Below are 22,597 nucleotides of genomic sequence, written 5' to 3' on the forward strand. Positions count from 1 at the left end.
TGACACCATCGAACCGTGCTCGACATCGGCTACTCCCTCTCCCGCCGCTTCCCGGACCCCCCGCAGACGGACTACCGGCGCGCGGACGTCCGCGCGCTGCGGCACGACCTGTTCTGCGGCGACGTCTACCTCGCCGACACCAAGGCGGACCGCGAGGTGTCCACAGCCTGGGGATGGGTGCCGGTGCTCGACTTCGCGTGGGCGCTGTGCGACATCGTCGAGCAGATCGACCAGGACCCGCGCGGCAACCGGGCGGCCCGGCCGCAACATGCCGAGCTGGACTTCACCGAGTCGACGGACCGGATGTTCTTCGAGCGGCGGTTCGGGTGGGTGGATGTCGCCGCCGACTGGATGCCGGTCGAGGAGCCGCCGCTCACGTTCGGGCACAAGGTGCTGCGTCGGGAGGCGCGGGACTTCCTGCACGATCTGATCGCGGATCTGGGCGACATGCACGAGGGCCTGGTGGACAACCCGGCGGTCTGGGGGCTCCAGGCGCGGTTCCCCCGGGTGTAGGCGTCCCCCGGGTGCAGACGTCCCCCGGGTGCAGGCGTCCCCCGGGTGCAGGCGGTGCAGGCGGTGCAGGCAACGCCAGGGAAGGTGCCGCCGGGAGGCGCCACCCGGCCACGCGCGCCCCCGCCGGACTACTCGCCCGCCCCCGCCACCCGCACCCCGATCTGTGCCGCGAACGCCGGTGCCAGTTCCAGCAGCTGTGCCGGGCTGATCACCGCTCCCGCCAGCCGCTCGACCCCCCGCGCGATGTCCATCTCGGCAACCGTCCTGAGGTCCACGTCCTTCAGCCGCACCCCGCTGAAGTCCACCCCCCGCAGCGTGCACCCCACGAACTCCACCCGCTCCAGCCGCGCCGACCCGAAGTCCGGCTCCGCCAGGACACACCCCTCGAAGACCACGTCCTTGAGCCGCGCCTCGCGCAGGTTCAGATAGTCGATCTTCCCGCCGCGCACCACCACCCGTTCCAGCACCGCCCCGTGCATCTGCACGCCGCCGAGCCGCGCGTCCAGCACCTCCACATCGCGCAGGGACGCACCCGCGAGGTCCGTGCCCACGCCTCTCGCCCCGGAAAGTACGGAGTCGATGAAGCGGGCCCGTACCAGCTCCGTCCCTTCGAGTACGCACTCCCTGAGGGCGCAGTCCATGAAGCGCGCTCCCGCGCCCGACTGGCCGGTGAAGTCCTCACCGGTGAACTCCAGTCCGTCGTAGTCGCCGTCGGGCTCCAGCCCGCGGCCCGAGTACGGGCTGAGCGGCGGAAGCCGCACCTCCGGCCGCCGCACCTGTGGGGTTCTCTTCGCGCCGTTCCGTGCTGCCATGCCTTCCATGGTGAACCACGCCACTGACATCGCCCCCATCCGGATGTCACATCTGCCCCCGCGCCATCCGTCCCGGTGAACACGGAGCATTCAGGCAGCAGCTGAAGCACAAGGAGCGACCCCATGCGACGCATCACTGTCATCGGCGGCGGATTCGCCGGACTCACCGCCGCCATCACCGCAGCCGAGTCGGGCGCCGAGGTGACCCTGTGGGAGGCACACCGGACCCTGGGCGGCCGTGCCCGTACGGCCGAAGGCCCGTACCGCACCAACGAGGGGCCGCACGCCCTGTACAGCGGCGGCCCGAACTGGACCTGGCTCAAGCAGCGGCAGCTGCTCGACCCGGTCGTCGCCGCTCCGCCCCTGGCGCTGGCCCGGCTGCGGATGCACCTCGGCGGGACGCTGCGCAGGACGCCCCCGTTCGCCCTGCTCAGGCTGGCGCGCCGCGCGCCCGAACAGGCCCCCGTGGACCAGGACTTCCTCACCTGGGCCACCGGTGAGGTCGGCGCGGACGGCGCCCGCGCCGCCGCGCACTTCATCGGCGTGGCCCTCTACCACCACGACCCCGGCTCGCTGTCCGCCGCGTTCGTCCAGCCCCGGCTGCGCCGCGTCGCCAAGGTGCCGCCCGAGGCGCGCTTCGTACGGGGCGGCTGGGGCACCCTCATCGACCGGATGGCGGGCCGCGCCCGGGAGTTGGGCGTACGGATCGAGACCGACGCCCGGGTGACCGAACTCCCCACCGGGGAGGGGCCGGTGATCGTCGCCACCTCCCTCGACGCGGCCCGGCGGCTGCTGCGCGACGAGAGCCTCCACTGGACCGGTGGCCGTACGGCCCTGGTCGACATGGCGCTCAGGACCCGGCGCGGCGACCCCTGGGTGATCTCCGACCTCGACGCCCCCGGCTGGATCGAACGGTTCACCGCGCAGGACCCCACCCTCGCCCCGGCGGGCGAGCAGCTCCTCCAGGCGCAGCTGCCCCTCGCCCCCGAGGAGTCCAAGGAGGCCGGTGTGGCGCACGCCGAGCGCCTCCTCGACGTGGGCTTCCCCGGCTGGCGGGAGCGCGTCACCTGGCGGCGGTCGTCCGTCTCGGCGGGGCGTACGGGGGCGGTCGACCTCCCCTGTACCACCTGGCGCGACCGGCCCGCCGTCCGCAGGGGCGACGGGGTCTTCCTCGCGGGCGACCAGGTGGCCGCGCCCGGCCTGCTGGCCGAGGTCTCCTTCAACAGTGCGATCGAGGCCGCCGGCCTGGCTCTGGCGTCGAGCAGGCTGGAGAGCACGTCCTGATCACGCCTTGGTGAGGACGAGGGGCGCAACAGGGCCGGACGGGGGGCGCGGGCAGGGCCGGACGACGGGGCGCAGGCGGGGCCGGACCAGAGGGTGCACAAAAGGGGCGATCGGCAACATCCTGTGATCCTCTGGACAGATGAGTCACGCGGCGATATCCACCCCGGAGCCCGACGGGCCCCCGGGCACACCCGACCAGCCCGATCCGCACCGCTGGTGGGCCCTGGCCGTCATCGCCCTGGCCCAGCTGATGGTGGTGCTCGACGCCACCATCGTGAACATCGCCCTCCCCTCGGCCCAGCACGACCTGCACCTCACGAACGGCAACCGCCAGTGGGTCGTCACCGCGTACACCCTCGCCTTCGGCGGGCTGCTGCTGCTCGGTGGCCGCGTCGCCGACCTCGTCGGCCGTAAACGCACCTTCATCTTCGGCCTGGTCGGATTCGCGGTCGCCTCCGCGCTCGGCGGCGCTTCGGTCAACGGTGCGATGCTCTTCGGCGCCCGCGCGCTCCAGGGCGCGTTCGCCGCCGTCCTCGCGCCGTCCGCGCTCTCCCTGCTGACCACGACCTTCTCCGGGGGCAGGGATCGGGCCAAGGCCTTCGGCATCTACGGCGCCATCGCGGGCGCCGGCGCGGCGATCGGCCTGCTCCTCGGCGGCATCCTCACCGAGTACCTCGACTGGCGGTGGTGCCTGTACGTCAACGTGCTCATCGCGGTCCTCGCCGTCACCGGCGCCGTCACCCAGCTCAGCGACCGCCAGGGCCAGCAGGAGAGCCACCTCGACATCCTCGGCGCGCTCCTCGGCTGCGGCGGCCTGGTCGCCATCGTCTACGGGGTGAGTCAGGCCGAGACGGACGGCTGGTCCGCACCGCTCGTCATCACCCTGCTCATCGTGGGCGTCGTCCTGCTCATCACCTTCGGCTGGTGGCAGAAGCACGCCGCGCACCCCATGCTGCCGCTGCACATCATCGAGGACCGCAACCGCAGCGGCTCGATCATCACGATGGCCCTGGCCACGCTGGCCATGTTCGGGATGTTCCTGTTCCTGACGTACTACATGCAGACCGTCCTCGACTACTCCCCGATGAAGACGGGCTTCGCCTACCTCCCGATGTCCGCGATGCTCATCATCGCCTCCACCCAGATCGCCGCGCGGCTGCTCCACTTCATACCGCCGCGCCTGCTCATGGCACCCGGCATGCTGATCGGCGCGGGCGGGCTCTACGCCCTGACCTTCATCGGGACGCGCTCGGACTACCCGACGCACATCCTCCCCGGCACCCTGCTGCTCGGCTTCGGCATAGGCCTCGTCTTCATGCCGGTGATGGCGACGGCCACCGCGGGCGTCGCCCCGCAGGACTCGGGCGTCACCTCGGCGACCGTCAACACCGCCCAGCAGGTGGGAGGTTCGATCGGTACCTCACTGCTCAACACGATCGCGACCACCACCACCGCCACCTATCTCGCGAGCCACCTGGCGTCCGCCCACAGCAAGCAGCAACAGGCGCAGATCACGAACACCGGTGTGGTGCACGGCTTCACCGTGGCGACCGGCTGGGCCGCGATCTTCATGGTGGCGGGGGCGGTGGTCGCGTTCACCATGGTGACGGGACGGGCACCGAAGACCCGGGAGGCCGAGGCGGAGGCCGCATCCGGCTGACCCGCACCAGGGCCCTCAAGACCCCGCCAGGCCACCCACGCGGCCCCCTCCGGGGCGTGCTACGACCCCAGCGCGGCCAGCGCCCCGTCCGTCAGCCGGTACACCGTCCACTCGTCCTGCGGCCGGGCGCCCAGCGCCTCGTAGAACGTGATGGACGGCTCGTTCCAGTTCAGTACGGACCACTCCAGACGCTCGTACCCGCGCTCCACGCAGGTCCGGGCCAGCTCCGTCAGCAGGGCCTTGCCGTAGCCTCCGCCGCGCAGCTCCGGGCGTACGTACAGGTCCTCCAGGTAGATGCCGTGCACCCCGCGCCAGGTGGAGAAGTTGAGGAACCACAGGGCGAACCCCGCGCTCCGCCCGTCCGGTGTCTCCGCGATGAACGCGAACGCGGCCGGGCGCTCCCCGAACAGCGCCTCGTGCAACTGCGCCTCGGTGGCACGGACCTCGTGCAGGGCCTTCTCGTACTCCGCGAGGTCCTGGACCATCGCGTGGATGACGGGGACATCGGCGGGTGTGGCGTTGCGAATCATGCAGGCAGCCTAAGACCGTCCGGAGGGCGGGGAGTCAGGGCCGGTCAGCGCAGCAGGAGACGGGCGATCTCCGCCAGCTCCGGCCGCAGCCGCGACGCACCCTCGCGCGCATCCCACAGGCCGTTCTGGAGGACCCGCCCCAGCGTCCAGGCCCGTGCGCGCTCCCGCTCACCGGACAGGCCCAGCACCTCGGTCATCAGGTCGAAGCGGCGCAGCAACTGCCCTTCCCCGAACCGGTTCCACAGCGCGGGCAGCAGTTCGAAGCCCGGGTCGCCCGCAAGAGGTTTCGGGTCGATGGCCAGCCAGGGTTCACGTCCGGCCGCCAGGACGTTGTCGAAGTGCAGGTCCCAGTGCAGCAGCCGGTCCCCGGGCTCCCCGGCGACCTCACGCACGGCAGCCGCGCAACTCACCAGCAGCCGCCGGTCCGCCGCGTCGGCCAGGGACGCCACCGCCTCCGGTACGCCGTCGAGCATCCGGGCCGCGATGTCACTCAGCCGCCGCACCCCCTCGGGCGCGGGCACCGACGTCAGCCTCGCGAGCAGCCCCGCGATCACCTCGGTCGCCGCCAGCACGTCCGGTACGCGGGACAGCGGCCGGGTCTCGTCGAGCCGTTCCAGCAGCAGCGTGCCGGTCGCCGGGTCGTGGTCGAGCAGCCGTACCGCGCCCGCCCCGCCCCACGCCCGCAGCGCGACCGGCTCCCCGGCGGTCTCCTCGTCCACGTCCTGGAGCTTCAGCGCGGCCCGCGCCCCGTCGGCCGTGCGCACCACCGGCAGCACGACCGCGACCTGTCCGCGCATCGGCGGCCCCTCCTGGCGCAGCCCCCACCGCTCCAGGAACTCCGCCGCACGCGCCCCGGGCGGCACCGGCTCCACCGGGCCGCCCTCCACCGGCCCGCCCGACACCAGCCCACAGTCCACCGGCCCGCTCATGACGCCCCTCCCGCTCGCTGCCCTTCCCCCGCGCGTCCCCCGGCGCGGTGACCTCCACCCTACGGAGGGCAGACCCGCACAATCAGCCCATGAAGCGCGCCCTCCACGCCGTCCTCGCGTACATCCGCAGCGCCCCGGGCACCTACCTCTGGCTCCTGGTCCTCTTCTTCACCACCATCGCCCTGCACCAGATGTCACCCCGGTTCGAGAGACACTTCCTCTACAGGCGCTCCACCAACATCCATGAGCTGTCCACCCATCCGGTCCGGGTGCTGTTCCAGAGCGCGATGTACATCGACGGCGGCAGCTGGCTCCCGTACGCCGTGCTCTACACCGTCTTCCACGCCCAGGCCGAACGCTGGCTCGGCACCGTGCGGTGGCTGGCCGTGGTCGTCCTGGCGCACGTCCTCGCCTCGTTCATCAGCGAGGGCGCCCTGCTGTGGGGCATCCATCACGACCGAGCACCCGAATCGGCCGTCCACACCCTCGATGTGGGGGTGAGTTACGCGCTGGCCGGGGTCGTCGCCGTACTGACGTACCGGATCGCGCCGCCCTGGCGGTACCTCTACCTGGCCGGGGTTCTCGTCGTCTACGGCACCCCGCTGATCACCGGCCGCACCTTCACCGACCTGGGTCACTTCGTCGCCGTGCTCATCGGCCTGGCCTGCTACCCGCTCACCCGGGGCCGGGGCGGGGCGCCGTGGAACCCGATGAGTCTGCTCACCCGGGTCCGGCGCTACGCTCCCGGCAACCGCCGACGGGACACCGGACGGCCCTGAACGAACAGACCGGTCCAGCAGGCCGGTTCAGAAGGCAGAGAGACCATGAGCACTGTCAACGGCGGCATATCGTTCTGGTACGCGGACCAGGGCACCCCCCTCGCACGGGAGCCGCTGCCCGGCGACACCAGCGCGGACGTGGTGATCGTCGGCGGCGGGTACACCGGGCTCTGGACGGCGTACTACCTCAAGAAGGCCGTCCCGTTCCTCGACATCACCGTCCTGGAAGCCCGGTTCTGCGGCTACGGCGCGTCCGGCCGCAACGGCGGCTGGCTCTACAACGGCATCGCGGGCCGCGACCGTTACGCGAAACTGCACGGCCACGAAGCCGCCGTCCGCCTCCAGCAGGCCATGAACGAGACCGTCACCGAAGTCGTCAGGACAGCGGCGGACGAGTCCATCGACGCGGACATCCACCAGGGCGGCGTCCTCGAAGTCGCGCACACCCCGGCCCAGTTGCAGCGCCTCAAGGACTTCCACTCGGTGGAGATCGCGTTCGGCGAGACCGACCGTGTGCTGCGCGGCGCCCGGGAGACCGCCGAACGCATCCGGGTGACCGGCGCCGTCGGCTCCACCTGGTCCCCGCACGGCGCGCGGCTGCACCCGGCGAAGCTGGTCAAGGGGCTGGCAGAGACCGTGGAGGCGCTCGGCGTCACCATCCACGAGTCGACACCGGTCACCGAGATCAGGCCCAAGCACGCGGTCACCCCGTACGGAACGGTCCGCGCCCCCTACGTGCTGCGCTGCACCGAGGGCTTCACGGCCGCGCTCAAGGGCGACCGGCGCACCTGGCTGCCGATGAACTCCTCCATGATCGCCACCGAACCGCTGCCGCAGTCGGTCTGGGACACCATCGGCTGGGACGGCGGCGAGACGCTCGGCGACATGGCGCACGCGTACATGTACGCGCAGCGCACCGCCGACGGCCGGATCGCGCTCGGCGGACGCGGCGTCCCGTACCGGTTCGGCTCCCGCGCGGCCACCGCCGACAACGCGGGACACACCGAGCCCGCCACCATCGAGGCGCTCCGCGAGATCCTGGTCCGCTTCTTCCCCACCACGGCGGGCGTACGGATCGACCACGCCTGGTCCGGGGTGCTGGGCGTGCCGCGCGACTGGTGCGCGACCGTCGCGCTGGACCGCTCGACGGGCCTCGGCTGGGCGGGCGGCTACGTCGGTTCGGGCGTCGCCACCGCCAACCTCGCCGCCCGCACCCTGCGCGACCTCATCCAGCAGGACTCCGGCCAGGCGGGACCGACCGATCTCACCACGCTGCCCTGGGTGAACCACAAGGTCCGCAAGTGGGAGCCGGAGCCGCTGCGCTGGCTGGGCGTGCACGGGATGTACCGGGCGTACCGGGCGGCGGACCGGCGTGAACTCACCGCGCGCGGCAAGGACACCCACCGCATCGCCGCGCTCGCGGACCGGATCTCGGGGCGCTGAGGGGTACGTCGAGGGGGCGCCGGGGCCACCGGGGGCCGCTGGTTGCCCCGGTGATCCCGGTGATCCCGGTGACCGCTGGGGCTTCCGGCGGTCCAAGTCCCGTGCCACGGGCCGTAATCGGGAGTTCGTCGGTACCCGGCCCATGGTAGACACACAGCACGGGAACCAACCACCACGAGAGACCGTACGGGGAAGGGCGCCGTTGGCGTCCGACGGCCGGGGGAGTCGCCATGTCTGAGGACCAGCAGGACCAGCAGGACGCAGGGGGAAGAGCCGCCGGAGACGGCAGAGACACCGGAGACGGCAGAGGGAACGCAGGGAACGCAGGGAACGCAGCGGAAACAAGGGAGACAGGGGCCGCAGCAGGCGCACAGGGCGTGCACGGCACACCGGACGCGCCTGGCGTGCAGGGCGGGTTCGGGCCGCCGGTCGGCTTCGGTGCACCGGCGGCCCCCGGGCCCTTCGGCGCACCGGGCGCCCCGGGCGGATCCGGCGACTCCGGTGGATACAGCGGCTCCGGTGAGTACGGCAGCACCGGTGGATACGGCAGCACCGGCGCCCCCGGCGGATTCGGCGCACCGAGCGGCCCGGACACCCCCGGCGGGTCCGGCGGGTCCGGCGGATTCGGCGCACCGCCGCCGATGCCGTCCTTCCCGCCCGCCGCTCCCCCGCCTCCCCCCGTCCCGCTCGGCCCCGCCGACCCGCTGCGGGCGATAGCCGTGGCCCTGCTCAACCTCACCGGTCTCGGGCTCGGTTACCTCCTCGTGCGCCGCTGGATCCCGCTCGCCGGGTGTCTGCTCGCGACCGTCGCTCTGCTGGTGATCGCCCTGCCCGCCGACCCGGACGGCGTCCCGGGCGGTGTCCTCGTCGGCTACCTCGTCCTCCTGGTGGCGGCAGCCGCCCACGGCGCGTACCGCGGTCTGCGCACCCCGCTGTCCTGGCCGCCGCAGAGCCCGGTGGCGATCGTGCTCGGTCTGGTCCTGCTCGCCGCACCCGTCGGCGGGGCCGTCCTGTACGACGGGGCGCGGGACGAGGCCACCCAGAAGATGCTGCTGGACCGGCTGGACAAGGCGGACCAGCTGGTCACCGCGGCCAAGGGCGAGCCGTTCGCCACCTCGGAGTCCGACTACCGCAAGGCGCTGTCCACGTACCACGACCTGGACGCCGCCCACCCGGGCTCCCGGGCGGCCAAGCGCGTCCCTGCCAGCCTCAGGACGTACTACGAGGCGGTCGGCACCCCGTTCGGCGAGAAGAAGTACTGCGACGCCATAGCCCCGCTGAAGTACCTCCGTACGGTGCCCGACACCTTCGGCAAGCAGCGGCTGGGCTCCCTGGCGGGCTGGCCGGACGACCGGCTCGCCACCTCGCTCTACGCGTGCGGGATCACCGGCCTCGGCACCGGCAAGGACGTGGTGTCCCCGACCGGGAACCTCGGCGAACTGCTCACCACGTTCCCCGCGTCGAAGCAGGCCGCCCAGGTGGAACCGGCCGTCAGCGCCGAGATCGACAAGGCCGGGAAGGCCCTCGGGGGCGACAAGCCGTGCGCGGCCAACGAGCGGCTGAAGATCCTCAAGGGCCAGGCCGTGGGCCTGCCCGGCAAGGAGGCGGGGGTGGACGCCTCGCTGACCGACGCCCTGAGCAAGGACGCCGCCACCGCCGAGAAGAAGGTGCAGTCCGGGACGTACGCCTGCGGGGTGGACCAGTACAAGAGCGGTGACTTCGACGGGTCGCTCACCACACTGAACGGCTTCACCAGCGCCTACCCGCACGACAAGAACCGGGCCCACGCGCAGAAGATCGCCATCGCCGCCGAGATCGCCAAGACCAACGCCGCGGCCGGCAAGCACCTGCCCTCGATGTCGACCGGCGGCAGCCTCTCCGTCACCGTCAGCAACGACAGCCCCGACGAAGTCGAGATCCTCTACACCGGGCCGGTCACCGGCAGCTTCAAGCTCAAGGCGTGCAAGGGCTGTTCGAGGTACTCCAGCGACTCGCTGGCCCAGCTCTCCGCGTGCAAGGCGAACAAGAGTTACCCGAAGAAGACGATCTACCTCCCGCCGGGCACCACGTACTTCCTGCACAAGTCCCTGGACAACTCGACCACCAGCTCCGGCGGCAGCACGGCCAAGATCCGGCCGGGCTACTCGTACACGGAGTGCGCGTACGTGGTCAGCGGCATCGGTTCGGGCTACACGTCCTGACCGACCGCCGCGCGCAACGGGCCCCGTACGGAACCTTCCGTACGGGGCCCTCGGCGTACGCGGTGCTCGCGGTGCGGGGCTGTCGGCCGTACGCGTGCCCGCGGTGCGGGGCTCCCGCCGTACGGAACTTCCGCCGTCCAGAACTCCCGCCGTACGGAACTTCCGGTACGAACCCTTGTCAGGGCCACTGGACGCCCATCAGACTGCTGCCGGGCAGACATTGGATGTCTAGACCATTTTCCAGGCCTTCGTCAGGTCCTGCCAGGTCCTGACAGATCCCTTGTCAGCCCTTGTCGGACCATTCGTTGCACTCTGCGTCCACGGACCGAAGGAGCATTCATGGGAACGCCTGTCGGGCGACGAACCGTACTGGCCCTGGGAGTAGGCGCGGCTTCGCTGCCGCTCCTCGCCGCCGCACCCGCAGTCGCCGCACCCGCGACCGCCTCCTCGGCGAAGGGCAGCCCCAGCGGCCTCCCGCTCGGCAAAGATCGGATTACTTCCGCATCGCAGATCGCGATCAACGCGTCCGACACCCCGGACATCATCGTCCGCAAGGCCGCCCACGTCGTGCCACGCCCCTCTCAAGTCGCCTGGCAGCAGCGGGAGGTGACCGCCTTCACGCACTTCGGCATGAACACCTTCACCGACCGCGAGTGGGGCTCCGGCGCCGAGGACGAGGCGACCTTCGACCCTTCCGGCATGGACGCCGACCAGTGGATGCGCGCCTACAAGGCGGCGGGCGCCCGGCAGGTGATGTTCACGGCCAAGCACCACGACGGCTTCGTCCTCTTCCCGACCCGCTACACCAACCACTCGGTGATCGCCAGCCCCTGGTGGATCCGTACCGACGGCTGCTCCGACGCCGAACGCGACGCCACCGCCAAGGCCCGCGCCGAGGCCGAGGCCCACCGCACCGACGACCCGGCCGCGTACTGGCGGGCCCGGAACGCCGGGTGCAACAACCCGCAGGGAGACGTCCTCGGCACCTACCTCAAGGCCGCCCGCCGGGCCGGTCTCAAGGTGGGCGTGTACCTCTCCCCCGCCGACGGCTCCGAGCAGCCGCACGCCTGGCACGCGCAGTACGTCGAGAAGATCCGCGCGAAGCAGGCCTCGGGGCAGTGGCTCAGCATCGAGGAACAGGCCACCGTGGACGACGGCGACCGCGCCCCCGGCGGCCAGGGCCGCTACGGCAGCGGGAGCAGCATCGTCAGCCGCACGATCCCCACCCTGGTCCCCGACGACGACCGGGCCGCCGCGCTGGCCGCACACCGGATCCCGTCCTTCACGGTGCAGGCCGACGACTACAACGCGTACTACCTGAACCAGATCTACGAACTGTTCACCCAGTACGGCCCCATCGACGAACTGTGGCTCGACGGCGCCAACCCCTGGACCGACGCGGGGATCACCGAGAAGTACGACTTCACCGCCTGGTTCCGGCTCATCCACGCGCTCTCCCCGGACACCGTCACCTTCGCGGGCCCGCAGGGGACCCGCTGGGTCGGCAACGAGAGCGGGGTGGCCCGCACCACGGAGTGGAGCGTCACCCCCGCCACCGCCGACCCTCACACCGCACACGGCGAAGGACTGATCCCGGGCGGCCCCGAGGCCGCCGACATCGGCTCCCGCGAGAAGATCACCGCGCCCGGGATCGAGTACCTCCAGTGGTTCCCCGCCGAGGCGGACGTCTCGCTGCGCCCCGGCTGGTTCTTCCACGCGGACCAGAAGCCCAAGACACCCCAGCAACTGGTCACGCTCTACGAGCAGTCGGTGGGCCGCAACGCCGTACTCCTGCTGAACGTTCCGCCGGCCCAGGACGGCCGCATCGCCGCGGCGGACGTCGACTCCCTCACCAGGTTCGGCGACGCCATCACCGCGACGTACGGCCCCGACCTGCTCGCCGCCGGACGAGGCCGCCGCGACCCCGTGCTGCGCACCCTCACCGACGGGCGCCTCACCACCGCCTGGTCGCCGTCCCACGCGGCCACCACCGGCGCCGTCACCCTGAAGCTGCCCGCGGCCGGAGCCTTCGACCGCATCCGGCTCGGTGAGGACATCACCCGGGGCCAGCAGGTGGAACAGTTCGCGGTCGACATCTGGACCGGCACCGCCTGGCAGCAGACCGCGACCGGCACCACCATCGGCTACGCCCGCATCCTGACGCTGCCCGCGCCGGTGAGCACCGACCGCATCCGGATCAGGATCCTCCAGGCCCGGACCACTCCGCGCCTGGCGTCGGCGGCGCTCCACCTGTCCGTACCGCCGAAGTAGCCCGCAGCGGATCCGCGGCCCCGGGCGCCTGTCTCAGCCGACCGGCACCCGGGCCGCGGGATCCGTCGACGGCCTTCCGTGGCAAGGGAGTTGACCGGCCCGCAGGAGCCGCCCGCCCCATGCCCGCCTTACGCCCGCCCCACGGGAATCGACCGGCCCGGCCGCCCCACCGCCCCCTATGCTGCCGATCATGACTCCGAACAGGACTCCGAACCCCATTGAACTCGTGATCTTCGACTGTGACGGCACGCTGGTGGACAGCGAGCGCATATGCGTCAAGGTGGACGCGCACATCACGGCGGACCTGGGGTGCCCCTTCACCGAGGCCGAAATCATCGAGCGCTTCGTGGGCTCGTCCGACGAGGTCTACACCGCCGCCGTGGAGGAACGGCTCGGCCGGCGGCTGGAGAAGGGCTGGCAGAAGAAGTACAGCCACCTGTACCGGGCCGCCTTCGACGCCGAACTGACCGCTGTCGACGGCGTCGCGGAGATGCTGCGCGGGCTCACCACACCTGCCTGCGTGGCGTCGAACGGCGACCACCCCGGTATCCGCCGCAACCTGGAGATCACCGAGCTGGCCGGCCACTTCGAGGACCGCATCTTCAGCGCCTCCGACGTCCCCCGGGGCAAGCCCGCCCCCGACCTCTTCCTGCACGCGGCCCGCACCCTGGGCGTGCGGCCCGAGCGGTGCGTGGTGATCGAGGACAGCGCGTACGGAGTCCAGGCCGCCCGCGCCGCCGGGATGCGGGCCTTCGGCTACTGCGGCGGCCTCACCGCGGCCTCCCGCCTGGAAGGACCGGCCACCGTCGTCTTCGACGACATGCGCGAACTGCCCACGCTGCTGGCCGGGTCGGCGCACTGAACCACGTCCGCGAGCGGGGCGGGCATCGCGGGCGGGACGGGACTTTCACCTCGCAGCTCGGGGCGCGCCCGCGAGTGTATGCCGGTGCACGGTGAATCCACCCCGTTTGAAGGTCTCCAGCACGATCGTCACGTCGGCCTCCGTCACCTCTTCCAGGGCGCCGACGACCTCGGTGAGGAACGTCTGCAAGGCGTGATGGTCCTCCACGGCCACATGCGCGCAGATCTGGTAGTCCCCGCTGACCGTGGCCAGAGTCATGACCTCAGGTCGTCGCGACAGGGCCACACCGACCTTGTCCAGGTGGCGGAAGGAGACCTGGAGCCACAGCAGGGCTTCCGTCCCGAGGCCGAACAGGGAGGGGTCGACATCCGCCCGCACCCGCGAAACACCGGATTCGAGAAGCGCGGAGAGCTTGCGTGAGGCGGTGGCCTGGCTGACCCCGAGTTCGGCGGCGAGCCTGGTGGTCGAGATCCTGCCGTCCTGTGCGAGCAGGGCGGCGATCTCCAGTTCGTCGCGCTGGAGCGGTACGTCGATCCGACGGCTGCCGAACGACGGGAGCGGGGGGCGGCGGAGCGCCGCCGCCTCCCGCTCGGACAGGGCACCGCCGTTCCACGCGTGCGCCACCGTGTAGTACCTCAGCACGGGATACGAGGAGGAACTGCGCATCTGCGGCGGCAATCCGCTGTACAGCAGCTCCCGCAGCGACTCCTGACTGCTCGGGATGACTTCGACGAAGTAGTCGGACGAGCCCAGCAGGGCTATCACGGTTCTGGTCTCGCCGATCGCCGACAGAGCGCGGACGCTCTCCAGGACGCCGCCCGTCTCACCGCGGAGCCGCAGGAGCACGGGTGCCGGGCGCCCGATCAGCTGGGTGTCCAGGACGCCGACGACCCGGATCGTCCCGCTTTCCAGGAGCCGCTGCCCCCGCCGCGCGACCGTGCGGTCGGAGAGTCCCAGCACCTGGCCGATCTGGTCCCAGGATGCCCTGCCGTCCATCTGGAGGGCGGACGCTACCCGCCTGTCAGTCACACTCAAGTCATCTGTTCCATTCATCAGTAGGTCAATCATGTCGCAACCATGCAAAATGCGCCATCCTCTTGACGGATTGATTCGTGCGATGTCAGGGTAACTGCCCGTTCACACAGAGCGAGGGGGAGCCGTGCAGACAGACACCGAACACCCGGCGAACCAGCCGGTGCGATGACCGGCGCAGGCGCAGTGGGGTCCTACGCGGTGGTCGCGCTGCTGGGCGCGATGTCGCCGGGACCGGATTTCGCTCTGGTGAGCCGCTTCGCAGCGCTGCGAGGGCGACGCGTGGGGCTCGGGGCCTCCGCAGGCGTGGCTGCGGGCATGGCCGTCAATACGCTGGCGGCGGTGTTCGGGGTCGGCGCGGTCGTGGCCGCGTCCCCCGCTCTCTTCAAGGCTGTGGCCGTGGTCGGGGCGATCTACCTGCTCTACCTCGGCGTACGCTCCCTGCTGGCCGCAAGAGAGAGCGGCATCGGACCGGAGACGGAAACAGGGACCGCGCCGGCGGCGACGGAATCCTCCGCCACGGCCTTTCGCCAGGGACTGATCACCAACGTCCTCAACCCGAAATCGGTCGTCTTCCTGGTCGCGCTGCTGCCGCAGTTCCTGACAGACCGGTCGACCTGGCTGGACAAGACGGTCCTGGGTGTCATCACGGTCCTGGCCGTCCTCCTGTGGTTCAGCGTCGTGGCCCTGGCGGTCGGCGCCCTCCAGGCGGTCTTCCGCAAGCCGGTCGCCCGCAAGGTGCTGAACATCGCCACCGGCCTGGTGCTGATCTCCCTGGGAGTGATCCTCTTCCTGGTGGAGTGACCTCGGACGAGGCGTGGGTCAGTTCCCCGCAGCGCTGGCGCATCTGGTGGCGACCCAGAACCGAGACCACCGACCGCGAAGCAGCCCGCTCCCGGCGCCGCTGCCGCGTCCTCTGACGACAGAAGCCCAGGTCACGGGCGGTGTGACCTGGGCTTCCACAGAGCCCCCTATCGGATTCGAACCGATGACCTACGCATTACAAGTCCCGGCAGGATCCTGCCGGGGTTTCCGCTGGGCACTCCGGGGATCCAGAAATTCCTGGTCAGCGACCCGCCCTTGACGTCCGGTCCAGATCTGAGCGCGTCGTGCCCGCACGACCGCTCACGCATCGCTCACGCACCCTGGACCTCTCCATGGGCATTGACACGGCCACGCCCTGACGAGTTTGGTCAGTCTTCGACTTGGCGAGTGCAGTCTGCGATCTCATCGCTACAGTCTTCCCAAGAGTGTGAATTTCGTGGTTGGGGGTGGAATGGGTAGGCGATTCTTCATAGCGCTGGGAAGCGGACGGTACCGCCACCTACCTGAGGACGAGCAGTTGCGCTGCGTGCCTACCGATGTTCGCACGACAAGAAAGCTCTTCACCGGTTTTGGGTACGAATCCGTGCTATCTGGGCTCGGCGACTACGACGGCGCAGAGCAAGTCCGGCAAAAGTTGTCGCACTGGTCGGAGGACACTGCCCTCACTAGTGATGATGTAGTGGTCTTGTACTTCGCTGGCCACGGCTCAGTACAAGAGCGCGACCGGCACTATCTGCTCTGCTGGGACTCACGTGATGGAGACCTCGCAACCACAGCGTTGGCCACCGAGGATCTGGTCCGCATCTTGTGCCGGGGCAACCTCCGCCACCTCCTGCTGATTCTCGACACTTGCGCCGGCAGTGCCGGGGGGGCTGAAGCCTCGGCGATCGCGCTGCGGACCATCGCCTATCGGAACACAGATGCTGACTCGACTGGCTTGTGGTTTCTTGCGTCCGCACGCAGGAAGGACGTTGCCGAGGACGGAGCATTCGTAGCCGCTTTGACCGAAGCCGTGGAGACGACAACAGGACGCACTGGCCAGCGGCAGCAGTATCTCGACCTCACGGAACTAGTCAAGGCGGTCAACGAGCGTTTCGAGACGGACAGGTTGGGCCAGCGCGCCGAATTGGCCTGCGGGCTCGTGACCGGCCTGGCACCGTTCCTGCCGAATAGCGGGTACACCGATGAACTACCGCCGATCGGAACCGACTTGGAGGTACAGCGTCGGGTCGCGTCAAGGGACCTCACAGAGCACTTTGGTCCGCGCTCGCGCGGTGTGGAGTTCGAGTCGGAGCAGGGCCTGTACTTCAGCGGTCGGGTCCGAGTGCTGTCCGAGCTGGTGGCTTGGCTGACCTCCGACGACAGCGATGGCAGAGGCAGAGTCGTAACTGGCAGTCCTGGCTGCGGCAAGTCCGCCGTCCTGGGCAGGGTTGTTGCCCTCTCAGACAGTCGATACCGAGACCGCCTCGACGTTGCTGACGTTGATCCCACGGCCGTGGTGCCTGCTGGGTGTGTCACGGCTGCCGTGCATGCCCGCCACAAGCGACTCGAAGAGGTGGTGGAAAGGCTCGCCACCGCCCTTGAGGTCGAAGCAGACGGTGCTGCAGCACTGTTGCAGGAACTCACCAGGAGGGGACGCCAGGGACCGCCCCTGATCATTGTTGTCGATGCGGTGGACGAAGCTGGCTCGGACACCGCCGCAGATGCCGGTGGTCACGGCGAGCCTCGCCGAATCACCCGGGAACTACTCCGGCCCATGTCGGAGATTCAGGGCGTGAGACTCCTAGTCGGAACGCGACAGGAGTTGGTCGGCCCTCTGGGGCCCACATTTGTCTGCATGGACTTGGATCAGCCCCAATATCGCGCGAGCGTCGACGATGTCGCTGGCTACGTCACTCGCGTCCTGCTGGCGAGCGAGGAGGCCGAAGTACGTACTCCGTACCGCGGTCTACGCGAACTCGCTCGAACTGTCGCCCGCGGCGTCGCCGAGAAGGCTGCTGGCGTATACCTCTACGCCAGGACGACGGCGCGCACCCTGCGGTCGGACGAGACACCGGTGGACATCAGCCGATCTGGCTGGGCTGAACAACTCCCGAGCGAGGTCGGCGAAGCCTTTGACGACTACCTTGCCCGTTTCGGGCCCGATGAGCCACGGGTTCGCCGAATGCTGATTGCCCTCGCGTTCTCGGAGGGCAAAGGGCTACCTCGGGGCCGGACCTGGACTGCGATGAGTACGGTGATCTCCGGCGTGCGCTGCTCGGAGGCAGATGTCTCGTGGGCCTTGGACGTCGCCGAGGCCTATATCGCAGAGGTCATCGACGATGACCGACGTTCGGTCTACCGGCTCTATCACAAGGCGCTGGCCGAGCACTTGCGCGCGACGGCGGACCGGTCCCCCGAGGAGATCCAACGGTCTGTCGTCGAAGCGCTCCGCTCCCTCGCCCCCGTCGCCGCCGGAGGCAATCAAGATTGGTTCGGCGCCGTCCCATACGTCCGGCAGCACCTGTCCACGCATGCGGCTGCGGCAGGGATCCTCGCCCCCCTCATCGAGGATCCGGGTTTCCTGCTCGCCAGCGAACCGCTCGCACTCTTAAGGGCGTTCGTCTCTATCGAAGGCGAGAGCGCCCGACGGGTCCGCAGCTCCTACGAGCAAGTCGCGCACCGTCTGACAAGCGATCACACCGTCGGTGATCGGGCCGCCGATCTGCAATTGTCAGCTCGCCGATGCGAGGCCAACGACCTCGCCGACCGCATCGACGAACTCGGGGTCGCCCTCCCATGGTCTGCTCGGTGGGCCTGGTGGTCGACCAGTGGAGTGCATCGGTTGCTTCATGGCCACACCAAGACTGCCGAATGCATCGCGGTTGGATCACTCGACGGCCGTCCCATCGCCGTCACTGGGAGCGCTGACGAGACAGCCCTTGTATGGGACCTCGGCTCACAGCGTCAAATCGGCGAACCGTTACATGTTGGCATATCAGTGAGCGCAGTTGCGATTGGAGAGTTGGGCGACTACACGGTAGCCCTCACCGGAGCAGTCGATGGGACTGTAAGGATTTGGGACCTCTCGGCCGGTCAGGAATACGGGCGCGCTCTCACCGGACACACCAACCGGGTTGAGAGCATTACGGTGGGCGCCATTCACGGGCGGCCCGTGGTCTTGACAACCAGCGCAGACGGCACAGCACGCATCTGGGACCTGATCGAGAGACAGCAACTCGGTACAGAGCTCGCTGCTCACAAACGTACGGTCCGGGATGCCGATCTAGGTCAACTGGACGGCCGGCCGGTGGCCATTACAGGAGGCGAGGACAAAGCCGTCTACGTCTGGGACTTGAGTGATGTATTCGACGGTGGAGACGCGCACGTCGATGGGAGTCCACTCATTGGCCCTACCGACTCGGTTACCGCAGTCTCTGTGGCGCAGCTCGACGGCCGCGCTGTAGCACTGGTCGGGGACGCGGCAGGAATGCTCAGTCGATGGGACCTAGCCGACCGCAGGCAGATTGGTGAGCCGGTCGTGGCGCACGTCTACTGGAGTATGAGCGGGGTCGCCTCCGCCGTGACGGGCGAGTTCGATGGGCACCCAGTTGCGTTGACCAGCGGGGTGCATGAGGCGCGGTTATGGGATCTACGAACACTCCAGCAACTCGCACATCCGCTGCGCGGGCATGTCGAATACATCAGGGCAGCTGCTCTCTCCACTCAGGGAGGGGCCTTCCTCGCAGTCACAGTCAGCCAGGACCGTACGGCACGCATTTGGGACCTCACCGTGGATCAACCCGACGAAGGTCACACCCGTGCTATCGGCTGCCTGGCCTCATGTGAGGTCCAGGGCCGACCTCTGGTCGTCACGGGAGGGCAAGACGCGACTGCGAGACTCTGGGATCTGCGCACACGAACACAAGTCGGCATCCCCATGGAAGGTCATTCCGGTGACGTCTCGGCAGTCGCTCTAGGTATTCTCGGCGGCCGTGCCATTGTCGCGACCGGTGGTTCCGATACCTCTGTACGGCTATGGGATCCATTCCAGGGAACATCCTTGGTGTCCCCCCTCCTTGGGCATACAAACGCAGTCCGGTGTGTCGCCTTCGGAGAACTGGATGGCGCACCCGTCCTGGTCACCGGCAGCGAGGACGGCACGGCGCGAATCTGGGATGTCACATCTGGATCTCCGATTGGGCATCCCCTCGGAGGGCATATCGGTGGAATCTCTCACCTGACCGTACGTTCCGGCGCGCACGGGGTCGAGGTTTTGCTGGCAACATCCTTGGATCACACATACCTCTGGGAGATCGCAGGATACGGCGCCACTTGGCCCGCCGGTCCGCGTGCGCATTTCAACGTAGAAGACCTCAGCCCTTCCGCGCGGATCGTCGGCGTTGCGTTTCACGGCGTGCGGCCCGTGGTTCTTTCGAGCCAAGCAGGAAATACGGTCTACATTCACCATGTACTGGACCGCGACTTGACAGGGGGGCCATTTCTCGGGCACACGTCCGTAGTAATGACTGGCACGCTCGACCATATTGCAGGAAAATCAGTCGTGGTGACAACTTCTCGCGACGAGACCACTCGCATATGGGACCTGAAAACGACCCAACCCCTGGGGGCCCCGATGGAGGGCCACACGCGGGTTGCGTATTCGTCCCAAAGTCCGTACGTTCCATCGCCTTTACTCGTAAAAGTCGACGGAACCCAATTGGGGGTTATTGCAACATTTCACGATGTGAGGGTCTGGGACGTCACTACTATGCGCCCGATCGGGGAGCCGTTGTGCCCTGCGGAACGGTCCCACGAATTGGTGTCCGTCGACATTCTGGATGCCGACGACGGAAGCGCTAATGTAATTACAATCGCTATCGATGGCGTGGTGCGCACTCACGATTTAGATGGAGGCCACCAAGTGGCAGCCCACCTTACGTCCTCAATTCCTACAACGTATGACGCGATGGCCATTCGCTTGAACGGCGAAAACATTCTTGCACGTAGCAGTTGGATAGAATCAGAAGTATGGAGCCTGTCGTCCCGCAGGCGTCTCGGGAAACGCGCAGGGGTCTCCTTGCGCGCATGCCTTCTCCCGATGGAGGACGGCGAGGTTGCCATCGCTTCCGTTGCAACGGATTTCAAGATCGAAGCTTGGAATCTACGCAATCAGACCCCCCTATGCTCTCCGATGTCAGGTCACACTGACAGCGTGAATGCATTAAGGTCGGGCATTATAGGAGGTGTCACAGTTGTAGCCAGTGCATCCAGTGATGGCACCGTGAGATTGTGGGATCCGGGCGCTGGCATTCCACTCGGCGATCCTCTCAGCGGCCACAAGATGGGCGCCCATAGCCTGGAGATTGCCCACTGGGATACACGCGATGTCGTCATCTCCGGATCAGGCGACGGGCGTCTGCGGTGCTGGGACGCCTCAAGCGCAGAGGACATAGGCGTCGATCTTGAACCGTTCCCCTCCACGGTTCGAGCCGTCCGCGCCATAGCAGTCAATGGTTCGCCCATCCTGGTCGCAGCAGACCGCCATGGACTCATACGAGTCTGGGATATGGCTGCCTCGTCCTGGATCTCTGAGCTCGACATCGGCAGCGGCATCAGCGGTATCGCGCTAAATAGTCGCGGCCGGATCTGCGTTGCAACCGACATGGGAGTGATCGCGGTGCAACTGAACCTTGTCCCCCGGCGGGGCATCTCATGACCCGCGTCGTGCTCGTCCACGGCATCGCCCAACAGGTCAAAGGCCCAGAGACACTCCTCGCCGACTGGTACCCAGCGCTGAGCGACGGCGTCACCTTGGCAGGCCGGGCGGGACCGGATCGCAACGAAGTCTCGATGGCTTTTTATGGCGACCTATTCCGCCCCGCCGGATACCGTGGGCTTGGACAGCCTGAGCTCGATGCCTTTGACGTGCAGGAGGGCCTTGAGCGCGGTCTGCTTCTGCAGTGGTGGACATCCGCGGCCGAGCAGGAAGCGTGGGTTGCTGGCCCCGGTGCCGCGACCCGAGTGCGTACCCCCTTTCTGGTGCAGCGGGCCTTGGACGCCCTCAGCCACTCCTCGTTCTTCTCTGGCCTCAGTGAACGCGCCATGATTAGCAGTGCTCGCCAAGTACGGCGCTACTTCACTGAGCCGCAAGTGCGCGCCGCAGTACAGGAACGGCTAGCCCGTCTCGTCACCAGGGACACAGAGGTAATCGTCGCCCACTCCCTCGGCACGGTGGTCGCATACGAGGCCCTTTGTGCCCACCCGGACTGGCCTGATCTAACCTTGATCACTCTCGGGTCCCCGTTAGCCGTCCGTAACCTCGTCTTCGAGCGGCTTGCGCCTTTGCCTGCCGGTGGTTTCGCGAGATGGCCTGCACCGGTGAAGCGCTGGACCAACATCGCCGACGCAGGAGATGTTGTAGCCCTGACCAAGGAACTGGCGCCATCCTTCGGAGACCGTATCCGTGATCTTCTAGTCCACAACGGCGCCAAAGCGCATGATGTAAGCCCATATCTCACTGCCCGAGAGACCGGCATGGCCATGGCCGAGGCTCTGCGTGACGGCGGTTAGGTCCCCGAGGATGAGGGAGACCCGGTCGCATGCTTGAAGGCTTCGCTGGGTGGACGGTGCAGTTCATCGTGCAGGACACCACGACGGATGTCTCGCGTGCGTCGTGACGCTTCTTCAGCTGTACCCGAACCGGGATGCTGGCTGTGTGCGTCAGCAGTCACCATGCGTTGCGGGCCCGAGCGGCTAGCTGGTGGCCTCGGGCCAGGACCCTTTGAGCGGTTGGGTCGAGTCCGAGGACGCTGCCCCCCATGGACGCCAGCGAGCGACCACACGGCGAACACCTGAGGAAGGCTAGCGGCGTCGAAGGCGGTGCCGGCCCGTCGGGGTCAAGAACCCCGGCGGCGCCAAGTAAGCAATCAAGAGCTGCTGAACTCCCATAGCGGGCCCATAGGCCGGCCAGCAGAATCGAGAGTGCTTGTCAGCCTCCGCCGAGGGCGTGAGCGAGGGCATAAGCTCGCTCCGCCATGCCCCGCTTCCACGGCGGCGCCCCAACCTCCTGGACAATCTCCCGCCACAGTGCTGCGGTGGCCGCGCCGAATGCCGTGAGGGCGCCGGTTCAGCGTCCCGCCACGACGGGAAGCGGTAAGTCCATGGATGCCCGCGCAAGCTGATCCACATCGGACGCCCCGTCATCCCAGTCATCTTCGACGGCCTGCCGTCACTCGGTAGCTTCGGCCGGCTAACCGCCATCAAGGCTTCGAAGAGGTCGGAGACGAACGCTGCGGGCCCCGCGCTGAGCGAACTGTTGGCCAGCGAGAACAGCACCGTGCGGGAGTGGGCTGCGCCCGCCGCTTGGAGCCTCCCTCCACGTTCCGGAAACACCAAGCGTCAAGTGTTCGGCCGCTCCGGTTTCCCTTCTCCGCAAGCGAGTCTCACCATCGCTTACTGGTAGTTGGGCAAAGCG

Annotated in this window: 15 protein-coding genes; 11 read left to right on the forward strand and 4 right to left on the reverse strand. The window is 68.6% G+C overall.

Annotated features, from left to right (window positions below):
* Positions 1 to 15: 15 nt before the first annotated feature.
* A complete protein-coding gene (locus OG709_RS16055; protein ID WP_250301034.1) occupies positions 16 to 513 on the forward strand; it encodes a hypothetical protein in 498 nt (165 codons plus the stop codon).
* Positions 514 to 641: 128 nt separating this feature from the next.
* On the opposite strand, the gene OG709_RS16060 is transcribed toward OG709_RS16055, so the two are convergent.
* Entirely contained in the window at positions 642 to 1,325 is a 684-nt protein-coding gene (locus OG709_RS16060; RefSeq protein ID WP_329166624.1) for a pentapeptide repeat-containing protein, read from the reverse strand.
* Between the two features lie 123 nt (positions 1,326 to 1,448).
* Between OG709_RS16060 and OG709_RS16065 the strand changes: the two genes are divergently transcribed.
* Both OG709_RS16065 and OG709_RS16070 read left to right on the forward strand, forming a co-directional pair.
* Complete coding sequence (locus tag OG709_RS16065; RefSeq protein ID WP_326694574.1) at positions 1,449 to 2,609, forward strand: phytoene desaturase family protein; 1,161 nt, start codon at positions 1,449 to 1,451, stop codon at positions 2,607 to 2,609.
* A 139-nt stretch (positions 2,610 to 2,748) separates the two neighbouring features.
* On the forward strand, positions 2,749 to 4,269 hold the full coding sequence (locus tag OG709_RS16070) for an MFS transporter (RefSeq protein ID WP_326694573.1): 1,521 nt from the start codon (positions 2,749 to 2,751) through the stop codon (positions 4,267 to 4,269).
* A 59-nt stretch (positions 4,270 to 4,328) separates the two neighbouring features.
* Here OG709_RS16070 and OG709_RS16075 read toward each other — a convergent pair whose 3' ends face one another.
* Together OG709_RS16075 and OG709_RS16080 are read right to left on the reverse strand one after the other, a co-directional pair.
* Positions 4,329 to 4,799 (reverse strand): GNAT family N-acetyltransferase, encoded by a 471-nt coding sequence (locus OG709_RS16075; RefSeq protein ID WP_329166626.1) that lies wholly within the window; start codon positions 4,797 to 4,799, stop codon positions 4,329 to 4,331.
* A 44-nt stretch (positions 4,800 to 4,843) separates the two neighbouring features.
* On the reverse strand, positions 4,844 to 5,728 hold the full coding sequence (locus tag OG709_RS16080; protein ID WP_329166627.1) for an aminoglycoside phosphotransferase family protein: 885 nt from the start codon (positions 5,726 to 5,728) through the stop codon (positions 4,844 to 4,846).
* An 89-nt stretch (positions 5,729 to 5,817) separates the two neighbouring features.
* Here OG709_RS16080 and OG709_RS16085 point away from each other — a divergent pair, with 89 nt between their 5' ends.
* The 5 genes from OG709_RS16085 to OG709_RS16105 all read left to right on the forward strand — a co-directional run bounded on the left by OG709_RS16085 (position 5,818) and on the right by OG709_RS16105 (position 13,284).
* Positions 5,818 to 6,507, forward strand: coding sequence for a rhomboid-like protein (locus OG709_RS16085; RefSeq protein WP_250301028.1), 690 nt, complete (start codon positions 5,818 to 5,820; stop codon positions 6,505 to 6,507).
* 45 nt (positions 6,508 to 6,552) lie between these two features.
* Positions 6,553 to 7,950 carry an NAD(P)/FAD-dependent oxidoreductase gene (locus OG709_RS16090; protein ID WP_250301027.1) on the forward strand — a complete coding sequence of 466 codons (1,398 nt, stop codon included), beginning with the start codon at positions 6,553 to 6,555 and terminating at the stop codon, positions 7,948 to 7,950.
* A gap of 377 nt (positions 7,951 to 8,327) precedes the next feature.
* A complete protein-coding gene (locus OG709_RS16095) occupies positions 8,328 to 10,151 on the forward strand; it encodes a hypothetical protein (protein ID WP_329166629.1) in 1,824 nt (607 codons plus the stop codon).
* A 339-nt stretch (positions 10,152 to 10,490) separates the two neighbouring features.
* Entirely contained in the window at positions 10,491 to 12,422 is a 1,932-nt protein-coding gene (locus OG709_RS16100) for an alpha-L-fucosidase (protein ID WP_266642261.1), read from the forward strand.
* 190 nt (positions 12,423 to 12,612) lie between these two features.
* Complete coding sequence (locus tag OG709_RS16105) at positions 12,613 to 13,284, forward strand: HAD family hydrolase (protein WP_329166632.1); 672 nt, start codon at positions 12,613 to 12,615, stop codon at positions 13,282 to 13,284.
* A gap of 45 nt (positions 13,285 to 13,329) precedes the next feature.
* On the opposite strand, the gene OG709_RS16110 is transcribed toward OG709_RS16105, so the two are convergent.
* Positions 13,330 to 14,313, reverse strand: coding sequence for an Lrp/AsnC family transcriptional regulator (locus OG709_RS16110; protein ID WP_326695612.1), 984 nt, complete (start codon positions 14,311 to 14,313; stop codon positions 13,330 to 13,332).
* A 171-nt stretch (positions 14,314 to 14,484) separates the two neighbouring features.
* Between OG709_RS16110 and OG709_RS16115 the strand changes: the two genes are divergently transcribed.
* From OG709_RS16115 to OG709_RS16125, 3 genes are all read left to right on the forward strand, one after another.
* Positions 14,485 to 15,120: a LysE family translocator gene (locus OG709_RS16115; protein WP_326694568.1), complete on the forward strand. Its 636-nt coding sequence runs from the start codon at positions 14,485 to 14,487 to the stop codon at positions 15,118 to 15,120.
* 472 nt (positions 15,121 to 15,592) lie between these two features.
* The gene (locus OG709_RS16120) at positions 15,593 to 20,839 is read left to right on the forward strand and encodes a caspase family protein (RefSeq protein ID WP_326694567.1); all 5,247 of its coding nucleotides are present in this window, start codon (positions 15,593 to 15,595) and stop codon (positions 20,837 to 20,839) included.
* Entirely contained in the window at positions 20,836 to 21,693 is an 858-nt protein-coding gene (locus OG709_RS16125; RefSeq protein WP_326694566.1) for a hypothetical protein, read from the forward strand. Before OG709_RS16120 ends, OG709_RS16125 begins: the two co-directional genes overlap by 4 nt.
* Positions 21,694 to 22,597: the final 904 nt, after the last annotated feature.

Source organism: Streptomyces sp. NBC_01267 (assembly GCF_036241575.1).
Lineage (GTDB): Bacteria > Actinomycetota > Actinomycetes > Streptomycetales > Streptomycetaceae > Streptomyces.

Excerpts from the sequence above, each read along its gene's own strand:
- OG709_RS16065 (WP_326694574.1), top strand. The coding sequence starts at position 1,449 with ATGCGACGCATCACTGTCATCGGCGGCGGATTCGCCGGACTCACCGCC.
- OG709_RS16070 (WP_326694573.1), top strand. The coding sequence starts at position 2,749 with ATGAGTCACGCGGCGATATCCACCCCGGAGCCCGACGGGCCCCCGGGC.
- OG709_RS16080 (WP_329166627.1), bottom strand. The coding sequence starts at position 5,728 with ATGAGCGGGCCGGTGGACTGTGGGCTGGTGTCGGGCGGGCCGGTGGAG.
- OG709_RS16120 (WP_326694567.1), top strand. The coding sequence starts at position 15,593 with ATGGGTAGGCGATTCTTCATAGCGCTGGGAAGCGGACGGTACCGCCAC.
- OG709_RS16060 (WP_329166624.1), bottom strand. The coding sequence starts at position 1,325 with ATGGCAGCACGGAACGGCGCGAAGAGAACCCCACAGGTGCGGCGGCCG.
- OG709_RS16115 (WP_326694568.1), top strand. The coding sequence starts at position 14,485 with ATGACCGGCGCAGGCGCAGTGGGGTCCTACGCGGTGGTCGCGCTGCTG.
- OG709_RS16075 (WP_329166626.1), bottom strand. The coding sequence starts at position 4,799 with ATGATTCGCAACGCCACACCCGCCGATGTCCCCGTCATCCACGCGATG.
- OG709_RS16085 (WP_250301028.1), top strand. The coding sequence starts at position 5,818 with ATGAAGCGCGCCCTCCACGCCGTCCTCGCGTACATCCGCAGCGCCCCG.
- OG709_RS16100 (WP_266642261.1), top strand. The coding sequence starts at position 10,491 with ATGGGAACGCCTGTCGGGCGACGAACCGTACTGGCCCTGGGAGTAGGC.
- OG709_RS16105 (WP_329166632.1), top strand. The coding sequence starts at position 12,613 with ATGACTCCGAACAGGACTCCGAACCCCATTGAACTCGTGATCTTCGAC.
- OG709_RS16090 (WP_250301027.1), top strand. The coding sequence starts at position 6,553 with ATGAGCACTGTCAACGGCGGCATATCGTTCTGGTACGCGGACCAGGGC.
- OG709_RS16125 (WP_326694566.1), top strand. The coding sequence starts at position 20,836 with ATGACCCGCGTCGTGCTCGTCCACGGCATCGCCCAACAGGTCAAAGGC.